This window comes from Neobacillus oceani, assembly GCF_046237595.1.
In the GTDB taxonomy this organism is placed as follows: domain Bacteria; phylum Bacillota; class Bacilli; order Bacillales; family Cytobacillaceae; genus Bacillus_D; species Bacillus_D oceani.
The window spans coordinates 3,381,319-3,396,159 of record NZ_CP143543.1 but is presented as its reverse complement, the minus strand read 5'-3'; the positions used below and the strand labels follow the sequence as shown (position 1 = coordinate 3,396,159).

At 45.2% G+C, this 14,841-nt stretch carries 17 protein-coding genes; 12 read left to right on the top strand and 5 right to left on the bottom strand.

The genetic code is table 11. The annotated features are described in order from the left end of the window. The first annotated feature begins 43 nt into the window (after nt 1–43). Complete coding sequence (locus tag V1499_RS17225; RefSeq protein ID WP_409271071.1) at nt 44–850, top strand: TraR/DksA C4-type zinc finger protein; 807 nt, start codon at nt 44–46, stop codon at nt 848–850. Between the two features lie 281 nt (nt 851–1,131). Here the strand turns inward: V1499_RS17225 and V1499_RS17220 are convergent, their stop codons facing one another. After that, nucleotides 1,132–1,314 carry a YozQ family protein gene (locus V1499_RS17220; protein ID WP_409271069.1) on the bottom strand — a complete coding sequence of 61 codons (183 nt, stop codon included), beginning with the start codon at nt 1,312–1,314 and terminating at the stop codon, nt 1,132–1,134. A 90-nt stretch (nt 1,315–1,404) separates the two neighbouring features. Between V1499_RS17220 and V1499_RS17215 the strand changes: the two genes are divergently transcribed. Then, on the top strand, nt 1,405–1,566 hold the full coding sequence (locus V1499_RS17215) for a hypothetical protein (protein WP_409271067.1): 162 nt from the start codon (nt 1,405–1,407) through the stop codon (nt 1,564–1,566). 60 nt (nt 1,567–1,626) lie between these two features. On the opposite strand, the gene V1499_RS17210 is transcribed toward V1499_RS17215, so the two are convergent. Both V1499_RS17210 and V1499_RS17205 read right to left on the bottom strand, forming a co-directional pair. Beyond that, on the bottom strand, nt 1,627–2,766 hold the full coding sequence (locus V1499_RS17210; protein WP_409271065.1) for a hypothetical protein: 1,140 nt from the start codon (nt 2,764–2,766) through the stop codon (nt 1,627–1,629). After that, nucleotides 2,753–3,322: a sigma-70 family RNA polymerase sigma factor gene (locus V1499_RS17205; protein WP_409271063.1), complete on the bottom strand. Its 570-nt coding sequence runs from the start codon at nt 3,320–3,322 to the stop codon at nt 2,753–2,755. The genes V1499_RS17210 and V1499_RS17205 overlap by 14 nt, the downstream gene beginning before the upstream one ends. A gap of 359 nt (nt 3,323–3,681) precedes the next feature. Between V1499_RS17205 and V1499_RS17200 the strand changes: the two genes are divergently transcribed. Further along, entirely contained in the window at nt 3,682–4,206 is a 525-nt protein-coding gene (locus tag V1499_RS17200) for a GrpB family protein (protein WP_409271062.1), read from the top strand. Between the two features lie 137 nt (nt 4,207–4,343). Here V1499_RS17200 and V1499_RS17195 read toward each other — a convergent pair whose 3' ends face one another. Beyond that, a complete protein-coding gene (locus tag V1499_RS17195) occupies nt 4,344–4,604 on the bottom strand; it encodes a hypothetical protein (protein ID WP_409271060.1) in 261 nt (86 codons plus the stop codon). 245 nt (nt 4,605–4,849) lie between these two features. Between V1499_RS17195 and V1499_RS17190 the strand changes: the two genes are divergently transcribed. The 3 genes from V1499_RS17190 (at nt 4,850) to V1499_RS17180 (ending at nt 7,767) form a co-directional block, all read left to right on the top strand. Beyond that, nucleotides 4,850–6,112 carry a S8 family peptidase gene (locus V1499_RS17190; protein ID WP_409271059.1) on the top strand — a complete coding sequence of 421 codons (1,263 nt, stop codon included), beginning with the start codon at nt 4,850–4,852 and terminating at the stop codon, nt 6,110–6,112. Nucleotides 6,113–6,251: 139 nt separating this feature from the next. Next, the gene (locus V1499_RS17185; RefSeq protein WP_409271058.1) at nt 6,252–7,481 is read left to right on the top strand and encodes a helix-turn-helix domain-containing protein; all 1,230 of its coding nucleotides are present in this window, start codon (nt 6,252–6,254) and stop codon (nt 7,479–7,481) included. A gap of 13 nt (nt 7,482–7,494) precedes the next feature. Then, entirely contained in the window at nt 7,495–7,767 is a 273-nt protein-coding gene (locus tag V1499_RS17180) for a hypothetical protein (protein WP_409271057.1), read from the top strand. An 84-nt stretch (nt 7,768–7,851) separates the two neighbouring features. Here V1499_RS17180 and V1499_RS17175 read toward each other — a convergent pair whose 3' ends face one another. Further along, nucleotides 7,852–9,015: an FtsW/RodA/SpoVE family cell cycle protein gene (locus V1499_RS17175; protein WP_409271056.1), complete on the bottom strand. Its 1,164-nt coding sequence runs from the start codon at nt 9,013–9,015 to the stop codon at nt 7,852–7,854. A gap of 405 nt (nt 9,016–9,420) precedes the next feature. Here V1499_RS17175 and rbsK point away from each other — a divergent pair, with 405 nt between their 5' ends. The 6 genes from rbsK (at nt 9,421) to V1499_RS17145 (ending at nt 14,393) form a co-directional block, all read left to right on the top strand. Next, nucleotides 9,421–10,302 carry a ribokinase gene (rbsK, locus tag V1499_RS17170; protein ID WP_409271055.1) on the top strand — a complete coding sequence of 294 codons (882 nt, stop codon included), beginning with the start codon at nt 9,421–9,423 and terminating at the stop codon, nt 10,300–10,302. Nucleotides 10,303–10,520: 218 nt separating this feature from the next. Then, nucleotides 10,521–10,721 carry a cold-shock protein gene (locus V1499_RS17165; protein ID WP_043932249.1) on the top strand — a complete coding sequence of 67 codons (201 nt, stop codon included), beginning with the start codon at nt 10,521–10,523 and terminating at the stop codon, nt 10,719–10,721. Nucleotides 10,722–11,023: 302 nt separating this feature from the next. Then, nucleotides 11,024–11,746: a hypothetical protein gene (locus V1499_RS17160; protein WP_409271054.1), complete on the top strand. Its 723-nt coding sequence runs from the start codon at nt 11,024–11,026 to the stop codon at nt 11,744–11,746. Next, nucleotides 11,629–12,762, top strand: a complete 1,134-nt coding sequence (locus V1499_RS17155) for a trans-sulfuration enzyme family protein (RefSeq protein WP_409276326.1) — start codon at nt 11,629–11,631, stop codon at nt 12,760–12,762. The genes V1499_RS17160 and V1499_RS17155 overlap by 118 nt, the downstream gene beginning before the upstream one ends. Nucleotides 12,763–12,910: 148 nt before the next feature. Continuing rightward, nucleotides 12,911–13,408 carry a spore coat protein gene (locus V1499_RS17150; RefSeq protein ID WP_409271053.1) on the top strand — a complete coding sequence of 166 codons (498 nt, stop codon included), beginning with the start codon at nt 12,911–12,913 and terminating at the stop codon, nt 13,406–13,408. A 382-nt stretch (nt 13,409–13,790) separates the two neighbouring features. Beyond that, nucleotides 13,791–14,393 carry a histidine phosphatase family protein gene (locus tag V1499_RS17145; protein WP_409271052.1) on the top strand — a complete coding sequence of 201 codons (603 nt, stop codon included), beginning with the start codon at nt 13,791–13,793 and terminating at the stop codon, nt 14,391–14,393. Nucleotides 14,394–14,841 lie beyond the last annotated feature (448 nt).

Genomic DNA, 14,841 nt, shown 5'->3' with positions numbered 1-14,841 from the left:
CCGGGCCTTGGCGCACGGATTTTTTAAGGAAAGGGGCTTGCATATGTTAACTTCAGCGCAATTGGAGGAGCTGCGGTCGCGGCTGCTAGAGGAAAAGGCAAACCTTGAAGGGCATTTGGAGGAAAATGATGAATTCGGGCTGCAGCGGGGACACGGGCACGAATCGATGGGCGAGCTCTCAAGCTACGACAACCATCCCGCCGATGACGCCACCGAGCTGTACGAACGCGAAAAGGACATAGCCCTGAATGAACACACCAACAACCAGCTTGATAATATAAACAGGGCGCTTGAAGCAATCGCGAACGGCACATATGGAAAATGCCAGGTGTGCGGAAAAGAGATTCCGTTCGAACGCCTCGAGGCGCTTCCGGATACGACGTATTGCAAGGAACACAGTCCCGATAAGGTAACCTCGCACACCCGCCCGGTCGAGGAAGGCGTCCTCATGCCGCCATTCGGGAAATTCGATAAGGACGAAGAGGATGAAAGTGTCTCCTATGATGCGGAAGATACGTGGCAGGAAGTAGCCTCCTATGGAACATCGGAAACACCTTCCGACTTTGCCTTCACCGATGAAAAGGACCACTACAATGACGATTATATTGAGAGTGAGGACCCTGTCGGATACGCCGAGGATTACGAAAACTTCGTCGGGGTCGATATGTATGGCAACAATGTAACCATTTACCCGAACGGCCAGCACCGAAAATACGAGGACGAGCTCGATGAGGAAGGCCTCATGACCGCTTTCGGCGACCTTCCAGCGTTCGAGCATGACCCGTACGTCGATGATGACCCCGATGACGGCCTCCAAGACCGCCATCCTATGAAAAATAAGAACGGGTGAGAATGCCCGTTCTTTTCCATTTGGAGCATGAAGGCACTAGCACCGCCGTAGTCAACTCAAAGTTAGTTTAATAAATGGGCTTGTCAGAATAAACCCAGATATGTGACAAGCAAGGGCAAAAATCCGGTTGGCTTGTCAAAATAAACCCGGATAGGTGACAAGCAAGGCCCAAAATTTTTTTAAGGTAGCAACCCACACAAAACTGTCTCCATCGTATGATTTCGGCAGAAAGCGGCATTAAAAAAAGCATTCCCCGTAAACGGGAGAATGCCAGTAAAACTTTACCGGGGCAAATCATCTGCGCTTCCATCCGGACGCTCGATTTTGCCGCCAATTTCACCTTCCATATACGCGTCGCTTACCTGCTCATGTGTTTCCGCCAGGCCAGCTGACACTTCATCGTTCTTTTTATAATCGGACGGTTCATAAATGCGTCCGGCAATTCCTCTTTCACGTTTACCCATCTCCATCATCCTTTCCAATATATTTTTCTCAAACAGATGGGTTTTATCCAAAGGGTTTAGGAGAAGAGTAAAGTAAAGGAGGCGAGATCAATGAAAGAAAAAGAACAAATGCTTTCACGCAGGGATCTTGATGAAGCATTCCACAACCTGCATGATCAAATCATCCGGATAGCAGTTGAAGAGGAAGAGGAAATGATCAAACAGGAATTGGATGAAAAACAAAATCAAGAGGAAGCTCCTCCACTATATTAAAAAAGCCTCCCGGTTGCCATTGCAGCCGGAGGCTTTTTTAAAGAAATATCTTTGATTTTCTTATTGAATCGGCAGCCAGCCGACTTTCCAGATACCCTTATGGTTTTTGACTAGTCTGAAGCCAAGGCCATCTTCCTCCGAAATGGTTACGACGGCTTCATCATCGCCAATGAATGTTACCTGCTTCACTGGGTTGTCGAGAACCTTCTTAAGCATTTTTTCATGGCTGGCAGCCATATCCGGGTCCTGGGCGACCTTGATAAATTCATCCTCGGATGTAAAAACCGGGGTTACTTCTGGATCATCGTTGTACAAGGCGAATTGTGTCTCGTAGTCGCGTATTTGTTCGGCATAGAAATAAAACAGAAAGACGGAAAACGAATCAAGAGTGTGCAGGATGGACTCATTATGTGTCTTTGCAAATTCAGTATAGGCTTCCTTTAAAGTGTCAGGTAGCTCCAAGTTCCCTTTTTCGTCGAGGGGAACTGGCCTGTTTGAATACGTTCTTTCCGGCTCTTCAGGAATAATGACCCGTTCGAGCTTCAGAACATCCGCGACATTCTTTTCAGCTCTTGAATAGGCAGTATAGCCTGTTACCTCAATCTCGACACCATCTGTCATTGAGTTGGGTGCCAGCCCAAAAACCATTGCCAGTTCCTCTTTGTCTTGCTGGTTAAAAGTAAATTCATCTCCGGATCCCAGATTGACCGGAAGCCTTTCGAAAACCTCTTTATCAGGTAGGAAAAAGATTTTATTCGCCTTTTCACCCATATCCTGTCCATGGTAAATAAGGGTACCTGTCAGGATTGCCTTACCCTTAAACCTAGCTTCCATCAGGCTGGTATTGTCTATATCGTTTCCACTGCCCGGCCCTTTTTTCGTGAGCTCCCAGCCCTTGAAGGAATCCCCCTCGTTCAGCCCGTCATAGAATGGAAAGTCCGGTGTTGTCGCACGTGAGCCTGTTCCACTGAAGAGCAGCCCAAGCTCATTGCCCACAAGGCCGCCGCCAACCAGCAATACCCCCGCGGCAACGATCGCAGTCAATGTTTTTGGCAAAAGGTCACGTGGCTTCCGGGGCTTTTTTCCTTTCACTGCTTTTATGCGATCCCTGATTTGCTGTTTTTCAGCTTCAGATAAAATCGCTTCCTCCGGCAGGCTTCCAAGCAGGGCGCTTTTAAGCTCTTCATTAAACTGACTCATATCGTCCACCTCTTTCGAAAGGAATATAGGCACTTCTCACTTTCTCTTTTGCCCGGTGCAGCCTTGTTTTCACGGTTGCCAACGGAAGCCCGAGTGTTTCACTAATTTCGGCAACGGCAAGGTCCTGGTAAAAATGAAGCAAAATAATCTCCCTGTATTTTAGCGGCAGGGACCAAACCGCCTCCAAAAGTTGCCTGCTTGCATCATTTTCGACAGCTGCCTCTTCTGGAGTCCGTTTCGTATCCTTCATAAAACTGAATACTTTCTCAGCAACAGCCATATGGCGGTAATGCCAGCTTTTCAAATAATCCTTTGAAAGATTGATCGCGATGGTATACACCCAAGTTTTATACGAGGAACGCCCTTCAAAACGATCCAATTTCATGTACACGGCGACAAAAACCTCCTGGGTGAGGTCACCGGCAATTTCCCAATCCTTTACATAGGAATATACGAGGCGTTTAACCTGATCTCCATATGCTTCCATGATCTCTTCGAGTTTGGCTTCGTTACCGTTAGCGAGCGCAATATGCCTTTCTGTCGAATCCCCCTGCATGTCTTCACCTCTTCAAAATCGTGTTTCCCTTTTGACGAGTCCCAAATGGAAACAGATTCATTTTTTGAAAAACTTTATTGGAATCCCTTTTTTATAAAAGAAGCTTTCGCATTAAGACGGTATCATCCAGCGATGTCGCCCAAAACGGTCGTGAGAAGCAAAAGACGCTATAAACAAATGCGCTTCCCAATATTCCCAGCTTTTATCGTACAGGAAAAAAGACTGGATAAGAAGATGAAAATCCAACGGATACTTTGAAGGGGAGTGAAACTTGAAGTAGAATTAGAGGAAAATTGATAACGGAACTCTTAACTACCGAAAAGTCCAGGAGAAATACACAGAAAAATGGGGGGAAGGGCATGGATGTTCGCTTGTCCGATTGGAGCGAAAACTGGGTACGGATGTTTGAAGAGGAATCCCGATTCCTTAAAACGGTATTTGGAGATGTGATCATCAACTTTGAGCATTTTGGCAGCACTTCGGTACCAGGATTAAAGGCTAAGCCGGTTGTTGACATGATGACGATTGTAAAGGATATCGAAAAAGTGGATTCCTTCAATGAAAAAATGGCCGCAATCGGTTACGGAGTGGCAGGTGAATGGGGAATCCCTGGCAGGAGGCTTTTTCGAAAAGGCGGGGAAAACAGGACCCATCATATCCATTTTTACCAAAATGGCAACCTGCATATTGAAAGGCACCTTATATTTCGCGACTACTTGCGTACCCATCCAGAGGAAGCGGCGAGGTATTCGATCTTTAAAGAAGGACTAGCAATACGATTTACAAAGACAAGCGAGTACAGCCCTGCGAAAAAATCCTTCGTCCTGGATATGGAACGGCGAGCTCTCGAGTGGCACAACAATGATAGAAAAAACAACGGCTAAAACTAGTAAAAATAATCAGGTAATAAATGTAAATTCATACTTTTCTATTTATAATAAAACAAAGGAATCCGCCTTAATAAAGAAGCGTATTCCTTTGTTTTCCAATTAATATGCATCATCTACAATTTTTTCCCAACTTAAAAAGAGTTCACTGACCCTTCAAAATTTGTTTCCCGTGCATTATTTGAACCACTTCCGCCATTGTTTCCATGGCAGCTTTCGTACATATCCTTTAATTCTTTTTCACTGAAATCCGGGTGCATTTGCTGCATATGCGGCTTCATTTTCCCGAAACTAAGGATTTCCTTAGCAAAAGACGGCGCTTCAGCGAAGACCCCGGCGGCATTGGCGCCTAAAAGCATACCTAGCCCAAGAATTGTTGCGGCGATTTTCTTCATTTCTTTAAACCTCCTAATTATTAAGTCACCCTAAGTTTATAGGAAGTTTGTGCATAATCTTTGCACTTTTCATGAAAAATTATGGACATTTTCCCTCTTGAATAAGTCAAAAGGCCCAGTAGCTCGCGGCAATTTTCCCAACAGGAAACCGCATGATTTTTGTTGCCTGTATCAGAAAATTTAAAATATACTAAAATCATGCAGCGGGGGTGCTGCTGATATCCATACTCGAGAGGAGCAAGCAAATGAAGAAAAGAACCAAAATTGGATCGGCTTTCATGAGTTTAGCATTGGGAGTATCGGTTTTTGCAACGGCTGCATTCGGCCAGATGCCTGAGCAGGCGGCAAAGGATTCCTTTCGGGTTTTAATTAACGGCAATGGAGGAGAAAAGGCCAAGGCACAACAGAGTTTCGGAACCCGCTGGGATTTCGGGGCTAACGGCTTCACGACGACCGTAAATGAAAAACAATACCAGGCCTTGTTGAAAAACAAAAACCTGAAGATTGAACTTGTTGATGAAGTCCAGCTTGATAACGAGGCAGCCGCAAAGCCAGGCGCATCCATTCAAGCCGTTCCATCCGACCAGACACCTTGGGGTATTGAGGCAATTTATAATGATTCTACTATTAGGACAACGTCAGGAGGGGATGGCATAAAGGTAGCGGTCCTTGATACTGGCGTATATACAAGCCATATTGACTTGAGGGACAACGTTGAGCAGTGTAAAGACTTTACACAGACTAGGTCCCCACTTGTGAATGGCGTATGTAACGATAGAAACGGCCATGGCACCCACGTTGCCGGCACGGTACTAGCGAACGGCGGCTATGATGGCCTAGGTATTTACGGAGTTGCTCCACAGGCTGAGCTTTGGGCGTACAAAGTACTGAATGACCGCGGTTCGGGCTATTCCGATGACATCGCGGCGGCAATCCGCCATGCTGCCGATGAAGCTTCCCGACTTGGTGTAAAAACAGTAGTCTCCATGTCTTTGGGATCAAGTTCAAAAGATTCATTGATTGCAAGCGCTGTTGATTATGCGTATGGAAAAGGCGCACTTGTTGTTGCCGCCGCGGGCAACAGCGGCCCTAGCTCCAACACAATCGGCTATCCCGGCGCTCTTGTGAATGCTGTAGCGGTTGCATCTCTTGACAATACTGTTGTTAATGGCACATATAAAGTATCCGACTTCTCATCGAGAGGAAATCCTGCCACTGCCGGCGATTATGTCATCCAGGAACGTGATATTGAAGTTTCTGCTCCAGGCGGATCAATTTATTCAACTTCCGCTAGCGGCGGCTATACGACAATGAGTGGAACATCAATGGCAACTCCACACGTTTCAGGGCTTGCTGCAAAAATTTGGTCTTCGAACAAATCACTTAGCAATGTCCAGGTTCGCGCCGATTTGCAAAACCGTGCGAAGCTGTATGACATCAAAGGCGGAACAGGCGCAGGAACAGGCGATGACTATGCATCTGGCTTCGGTTTCCCGCGAGTAAAATAATTCATTAGTCCCAACCCATCCTGCGAAAATGCAGGATGGTTTTGGGCGTTTAGTATCATATTTATACGAAATATCCGATAATTTCGAATAATTGTTTATAATTTTCCATATTTCGTGATAGAGTAGTAGAAAACGGTTGGTGAGTATTGTGGATTTTGGGCCTTTAATCAAGTATTACAGAACGCAAAGGAGGATGACGCAAAAGGAGCTTGCCGAGGGGATTTGCTCAATCCCGCATTTAAGCAAGATTGAACACACTTCAAAAGAGGGCAATAGAGAAACAGTCGCCTTGCTTCTTCAAAGGCTTGGCATCGAAATTGAAGATGTGGCCAGCAAGGACGAAGAAATTAAAGCCCTGCTGGGTGAGTTCGATAATCAAATGACATTCCAAATCAAGGCGGAGGCGGATCGCGTCTTTTCCCGGCTCTCAGAGCTTGGCAACCTAATCCCGTTTTCATCACACATTTATACATACGAACTGTATAAATACAGATACCTTCTATTTAAAGGGGACGATCGCGATGCAGAAGCCCAGCAGGAATTGCTTAAAAAGCATTTGAAGAATTTCTCAAGGCAGGAGCGGAACCTGTTCGACTATTTTACAAGCATCCATTTAATGCGGCATGCAAAATATCATGAAGCAGATGCGATTCTTGAAAAGTTGGATGCGGAACAGGCAGGCGGAATCAACCTAGGTGAATTCCTGTATCACAGGGCGTTTGCCAAAGGATATACCCTTCAATCCGGCTATGCCATCTATTTTGGTAAAAAAGCGCTCCAGCATTTCATGGAGCAGCACAATTTCAGGCGTATTCTCCATACATTAATGTTACTTGGAATAAACTATACACATTCAAATATTTATGAGGAAGCTTCAGCATGCTTTGAGCATTTGATTCGAAATGCCGAGCTCTTGAATGAGAAAGAGCTACTTCCATATGTTTACCATAATATGGGCCTTTTGCAAAAGAAAAGAAAGAATGCGGCACAGGCAATTTATTTCTTTGAAAAAAGTCTTTCGTTGCAACAGGAGAAAGGGTTTAACTATCTGGTAACTCTAAATACTCTCGGTGAAACAAGGTTTGTGGAGGGTGACACTGCCGGTGCAAAGAAGTGCTTTGTGGAGGTATTCGACTTAGCTGCTCAGCTTGACAGCAAAAAGTATTTGTTATTAAGTACATTCTATTTGATGCTTGATGATGGGGATCCAGCTTCGTTTGAATATCTTGAATCTAAAGTGATTCCTCTTCTCGAAGAAGGCAAAGAGCATAAAGATGATCTCGCACACTTTTATAAATTACTTGCAGACTATTTTACCAGAGAAGAAAAATTCGAGCAGGCAGTCTATTATTTAAATAAAATGACTTGAGGAGGATTTTTTAATGAAAAAAGTTTTTGTCATTCTCTGCTCTGTTTTCGCGTTTAGCCTGTTTGCAGTAGGTGCTGCGCCATCATCAGCCGCAGCATCAACACCAATCTATCCGCCATTGGCACTTGATAGTACGCCAATCTATCCGCCATTGGCGATTGATAATACGCCAATCTATCCACCATTGGCGATTGATAATACGCCAATCTATCCACCATTGGCGATTGATGATACGCCAATCTATCCGCCATTGGCACTTGATACGCCAATCTATCCGCCGCTATGATTCTGCCATTTCAGACGGCTGCAAAATAGGCTGGACAACGAACATGAAAAAGGCGCATCCATTTCCGGGATGCGCCTTTTAGCGTCAATCATCGTCTTCAGAAAACATATATTTTTTCGTTTTTGCCGAGATATTCAGGACAAGCGACAGCGAAAGGAGAGTTCCCAACAGCGAGCTTCCGCCATAGCTTATGAGCGGCAGGGGTATTCCGGTAATTGGGACAAGGCCGATGACCATGCCAATGTTTTCAAAAATATGGAATGTCAAAACCGAGATGACTCCCGTTGCAATCAAGCTTTCATAAGGGCCTTTATTCCTTAGCGCAATAACAATAATCCTGTAAATTAGGATGAAGTAAAGTGAAATGACGAGACTAGCTCCAAAGAACCCAAATTCCTCACCTATGACGGTGAATATAAAATCCGAATGGGCTTCAGGTACATTCACCTGGGATGCATTGAATCCCTTTCCGTACATCATGCCTGAACCAATTGCCATGATAGAATAGGCCAGCTGGTAGGAGTTATTTTGCATGTCTGCGAATGGGTCAATCCAGGAATGAATCCGGTTCAGCTGATATTGATCAAGAACGAGCAGCAATAGATCAGGAGCTTTAAGATAAATGTACACAAGGCTGGCCAGTCCCAAGGTTGCCACTCCACCCAACGTAGCAATAATCCGCCAATTGATTCCGGAAATAAACGTCATTCCAATTACAATCGCCGTAACCGCCATCGCTGTACCGGCATCTGGCTGAAGCAGGATAAAGGCGAGTGGCAATGCGGAAACAACCGAAATTTTCCCAAGCAGCATGAAATCTGTCTGCAAGGTCCGGTCCATGTATTTCTCATTATGGTTTGAAATCACCCTGGCGAGAAATATAATGAGGAAAAGCTTCATGAATTCGGATGGCTGAATCGAGCCGATCATCGGGATTTCAAACCAGGCCTTTGCGCCTTTCCTAACCGGGGCAATGGTCTCAGGCGAAAGGAACAGGATAATAAGGACCAAGACTCCAAAAATGTAGGCATACGGCGATATTCTCTTAATCTGGTCAAAATCAAAAAAATACACGAAGGCAGACGCACCCAGTCCAATTACATACCAGCGAGCTTGCAGCAATACGAAATTGACGTTATACGGTGAATATTTTTGGGCGCTGTATATTGCGATGCAGCTTACAATCATAAACAGGAAAATAAGCAGCAAAAGCGTAAAATCGAAATAATTCCGTTGTGATTTATCCATAAACGTGCATCTCCGCATTTATTGTATTTCAGAACAAGAAAAGATGAATCTCATTTCAAAAATTCCCACTCTATTAGTGTACCTTATTTTCCAAACGCGGGTAGTCTTTCCGGCAAGAATAGGAAAAAATCTTTTCCGATAAAAGAGGAATCTCTAGAATCTGTAACGCGTTACACGTCGAATAGATAGACGAAATCAACCATACTTTTGTTACTGATTTTTTAATAATATGCCAGCATGTTGGAAAAAAGTCATTTGTTGGACGTTGCCACTGTTTGCTTCTATAGTAAAATGGACTATCCTTTAAATAGTGTCCTGCTCTTTAAAAAGGAGCGGGAGGAACGAAAAAGCAACCAATGAGTCAATTCTCAAATATGGAGCTGCTTAGAAAGGGCGGAATCTAAGTTGGAAAAAAAGAAAATAACGGTTATCGGCAGCATCAATATGGATCTCGTAACAAAAGTTTCCCGTGTACCTCTTGTTGGTGAAACAGTAATCGGAGAGTCTTTTTACACAGCTCCGGGCGGAAAAGGGGCGAACCAGGCTGTTGCCGCAGCCAGACTGGGCGCACAGGTTTCAATGATTGGCTGTGTGGGGGACGATTCTTTCGGCAGGGAGCTCATTTCAAACCTGGAAAGCCAATTGATTGACACTTCAAAAGTCGGGGTTGTTTCCGGTAGTTCGACAGGAATCGCTTCGATTACACTATCCGGAGGGGATAACAGCATCATCGTCACTCCAGGGGCAAACAACCATGTAACACCAGAATTCCTTTTGAGCCACGAAAAAGCAATCTCGGAAAGTGACTATATCATCCTTCAGCTCGAAATACCGTTGGAAACAGTGAAACTGGCCGCATCGATTGCAAAAAAGCACGGAGTAAAGGTCATTTTGAATCCCGCTCCATTTCAGGTACTTCCGGAGCAGCTGCTTAATGATGTCGACTATCTGACCCCGAATGAACACGAACAAAAGCAGCTAATATTATCCCTTAATAGTGAACGAAAAGAAGAAATCCTGAAAAAATGCATTGTCACCCAAGGACCAAAAGGCGTCGCCATTTACAAGGATGGCGTTGGAGAAATCCCTGGTTACCGAGTTGAAGCGATTGACACAACTGGTGCGGGAGATACGTTTAATGGAGCGCTTGCCTTTGCATTAAGCGAGGGGATGGGGCTTAAGGAAGCCTGCCAGTTCGCTAACGCGGCCGCGGCGCTTTCGGTTACAAAACCCGGCGCTCAGGGAGGCATGCCAACAAGGGATGAGGTCGAGGAGCTCATAAAATAGGCAGGAAAAACGAGGGCCTAAATCCCTATTTGGCGAACGCTGTCGGTTTTTGGTAAAAAAAGGATTACAACTTTTACCCACTCCGCTTGCCTTTTATTTCTATTCATGTTATTCTAATCAAGAATTATTTTTGTTCGGTAACATGCGACATCGCCTGGATACGTTTGAGCAAGAATAGTAATACAATTGTGTGCGAACCACACGAGGAGGCAACAAACATGGAAAACGGTAAAGTTAAATGGTTTAATGCAGAAAAAGGTTTCGGATTCATCGAGCGCGAAGGCGGAGACGACGTATTCGTTCATTTCTCAGCTATCCAAGGCGAAGGCTTCAAAACTCTTGAAGAAGGCCAAGAAGTAACTTTTGACGTTGAGCAAGGCGCTCGCGGACCACAAGCTGCTAACGTTCGCAAAAACTAATTGGTTTTTGCTCCATAGAAAACAGGTTCCTGCAAAGGGACCTGTTTTTATTTTTTTTGGAAAAATAAAAGCCTTTTCCAATCAATCCCTTTTGGGTCGTCTGAAACGGTCACAGTAAAGAGTGAAAAGCGGATCAATTGTATTGCTTATACCACTTGAGTGACAACAATGCGGCGAAATCCGGTTTAGTTGTCACGAAAAGCCCCGATTCGTGACAACCAAGCGACGAAAACCGGTTTAGAAAACCCCCGATTAGTGACATTGTCCTGCCAAAATCCAAAAAGGAAGTCACTGAAACCCAAATGAGTGACATTGATTTGGCAAAATCCAATAAGGGTGTCACTCAAACCCAAATGAGTGACATTGATTGGGCAAAATCCAAAAAGGAAGTCACTCAAACCCAAATGAGTGACATTGATTGGGCAAAATCCAAAAAGGAAGTCACTCAAGCCCAAATGGGTGACATTGATTGGGCAAAATCCAAAAAGGAAGTCACTCAAACCCAAATAAGTGACATTGATTGGGCAAAATCCAAAAAGGAAGTCACTGAAACCCAAATGAGTGACATTGTTTGGGCAAAATCCAAAAAGGAAGTCACTCAAACCCAAATGAGTGACATTGATGGCCCAAAATTCGAAAAGGAAGTCACTCAAACCCAAATGAGTGACATTGGACTACCAAAATCCGAAAAGAAAGTCACTCAAATCGCATCAAGATGTCACTCTACACAAACTCGTGACAACAAAACCCTCACAACCCACTCCAATCATCGGTACAATGAAGTAATTCCTGCCCTTCACCGGACAGCCCTCCTCATATTCCTTCCTTCCTTTGCCAAAACTAAAGCGATAAACCAGGAAAGGTGCAGGCGGCGAATATGGACAATCATTGGAAAAAGGATCTTGAAATCTGCCTGGAACTCGGCGACAGGCGTGAACAGTTTGGCGGAGCGGTTGTGCCGCCCACTTACGGTAATTCGCTTTTTGTATACGATTCAATGGACAGCCTCACAAAGGCGGTCATGAATGAGCAGGGGCATTATGTATACACCCGCGGCACCAACCCGACCATCGAAACTGCCGAGATGAAGCTTGCCGCCCTTGAACGTGGCGAGGCATGCCGCTGCTTTTCCTCGGGGATGGCAGCCATTGCCGCAGCCCTGATGAACTCCTTGCAAAGCGGCGATCATGTCCTATGTATCAGCAATCTTTATTTTTCAACAATGGAACTCCTAAGATACCTCAAGAAATTCGGCGTTAGCCATTCTGTTTGCTATGAAACAGGAGGCGAAGCAGTTGAAAAACAGATCAAGCCGAATACCCGAGTCATTTTCATGGAAAGCCCGTCCTACATGACATTCCGGTTGACTGACCCCCGGGCGATGTCATCACTCGCAAAAAAACATGGCATCAGGACAATCATCGACAATACTTGGGCAACCCCTCTTTTCCAAAAGCCGCTTTTAAAAGGCGTCGATATCGTCGTCCACTCTCTCTCAAAATATCTCGGTGGACATAGTGACCTTGTGGGTGGGGCGGTCATTTCCAAAAAGAAAATTATCGACAATCTTTTTACAAAAGAATTGCTGCTAATGGGAGGGAACTTTTCCCCGTATGAAGCGACGTTGCTGCTTAGGGGTATGCGTTCGCTGCCGTTCAGGCTAAAAGCCCATCAAGAAAACGCGCTCAAAGTCGCTGAATTTCTTGAACAGCATCCAAAGGTTAAGCAAGTACTGTATCCCGGGCTCCCTTCACATCCCGAATATGAACTTGGCAAAACTCTCCTATCAGGCTATAGCGGGGTGATGGGGTTTGCCGTCGATGGCGGATACCGGGCCGCAAGAAGTGTACTCGACCGCCTCCAACACATAAAAATTGGCGTGTCTTGGGGATCGTTCGAGACCCTTGCGATGTCGCCGAACACAGGAAACAATGAAGCACAGCTCATTTCGGAAAACATCGATCCCGGGACCATTCGGCTTGCGGTAGGGCTTGGCGACAGTGGAGAAATCATTGCCGATTTGGAACAGGCTCTTGCCTGAAGTCGCAGCGAAAATGACCCTCTCCCCAAAAAAGAATACAGCTGCCTACAGTCCTAGGAAAGCTGTATTTTTTTCTGGGACGAATAACCAATTTCCTGCCTCCAGAATACGTTAGAGTGATATTGCAGAAAAAATGGAGGTATCCGAAATGAATGAAGAAAGAAGGACACTTGCCTGGCATGAAACGCTTGAACTGCATGAACTGACGGCTTTTCAATCAATTGGTTTAATGAAACTGAAAATCGGAATGAAACGAATTACTGATACGGAGTTGCGTGGGATTTATCAGCGGACCATCCGCGACCTCGAGGAAAATCTTACGGAGCTGCTCCAATTCTATCCTTCCGCAGCTGGCCAGGCTCAACGTGATGAGGACGAGATGAGGGAAGATAATCCTTTTTATGCCGGAGACCTGTTGGCGATGTCAAAGACACTCGTCCGCAACTATGGGATTGCGGTAACCGAAGCCGCTACTCCTCAGCTCCGGCGGACGTTCCTCAATCATATGACCAAGGCGGTTAGGGGGCATGAGCGGATTTTTAACTATATGTACAGCAGAGGACTGTATCCAGCATACGACCTTGGGAAAATGCTTCAAAATGACGTAAACCTTGCCCGTAGAGCGATCAGCATACGCGACGAATAACTCAAATAAACTAGCGCATTCCGAGGTAGTTTAAAAAGGAAAATGCCTAATTCAAGCGCCCAAACCAGGGCGCTTTCGCTTTTCATCGCACAACTGACGTTTTTTTGCTAAATTGGAAGTATGTGATGCACGAAAGGGAGAAAACGATGCACTATGAACTAAAGCCGCTTGGGGACAGGGCGCTGACAGTCTCTTTCGGCGACCGGATCACCACGGATATTCACAAGCGGATCAGCAGGTTCATGGCCGCGCTCGAGGACTAGGTCGGGACCGTTGTAATGGACCGGGACCTTGGAAACGAGAGCCATACATGTTGGACTGGCTGCGGCCGCAGGTGCCTGGCAAACGGGAATGAAGTTTTTTTAAAAAGGGGAGAGTTTGATTGCGGACGAATGTTTACTTTGTGCGCCATGCACACTCCGAGTATACGCCGGATGAACTAGGGAGGCCGCTATCAAAGCGGGGTATCCAAGAAGCTGAACGGGTTACTGAAGAACTATTAAAACAGGAAAATATCAGTGTGGTCCTTTCAAGCCCATACAAGCGAGCCATTGAAACGGTTGCCGGCATTGCCGGGGCACTTGGAACAGAAGTCATACCCATTGATGGCTTTAGGGAAAGGCTTCTATCAGTTCAGCCAGTTACCGATTTTTCCGCCGCTATTAAAAAGGTTTGGGAGGACCATACCTTTTCACTGGAAGGCGGCGAATCGAACAAAGATGCCCAAAAAAGAGGTGTCGATGCCCTTATTCACGTCCTTGACACCTATAGCGGGGAAAACATCGCTGTCGGCACACATGGCAATATAATGGTTTTAATCATGAACCACTTCAATAATGACTATGGCTTCGAGTTCTGGAACAATCTTGATATGCCGGACATTTTTAAACTCACCTTTGATGGACTTAAGCTGGCCGGGGTGCAAAGACTCTGGAACAGGGATTGGCAAAGTATTGATTTGCGGAAAAACGGGCAACTTGAATAATAAAAGTAACTATAGGGCTGCCTCAAAAGGCGGCTCTTTTTTATCAAACTCCAGCTTAACGGCACCGGATCCGTCAGTCGCCACATGAGTGTATGAACCAGTTTCGTAGTTTTATGAACCAATTTATCGGATTTATGAACTGGTTTTAAAGATTTGTGAACCGGTTACCGAAATTTATGAACCAATTTACCGGATTTATGAACCACCTCCAAATTATGAACTAATCCCATGTAGAAAAACGGCTTCCCGAATGTATGAACCGGTTCCATAGATTTATGAACCAGTTACTGAAATTTATGAACCGATTTACCGAATATATGAACCACGCACCAATTTAAATGACCACCCCAAATTAAAAACCACCCCAAAATAATGACTAACCCCAAACTATGAACTTTTTTACCAACTTATCGACCTATGAAATGTAAAATAGCAAGTTCCCCATATA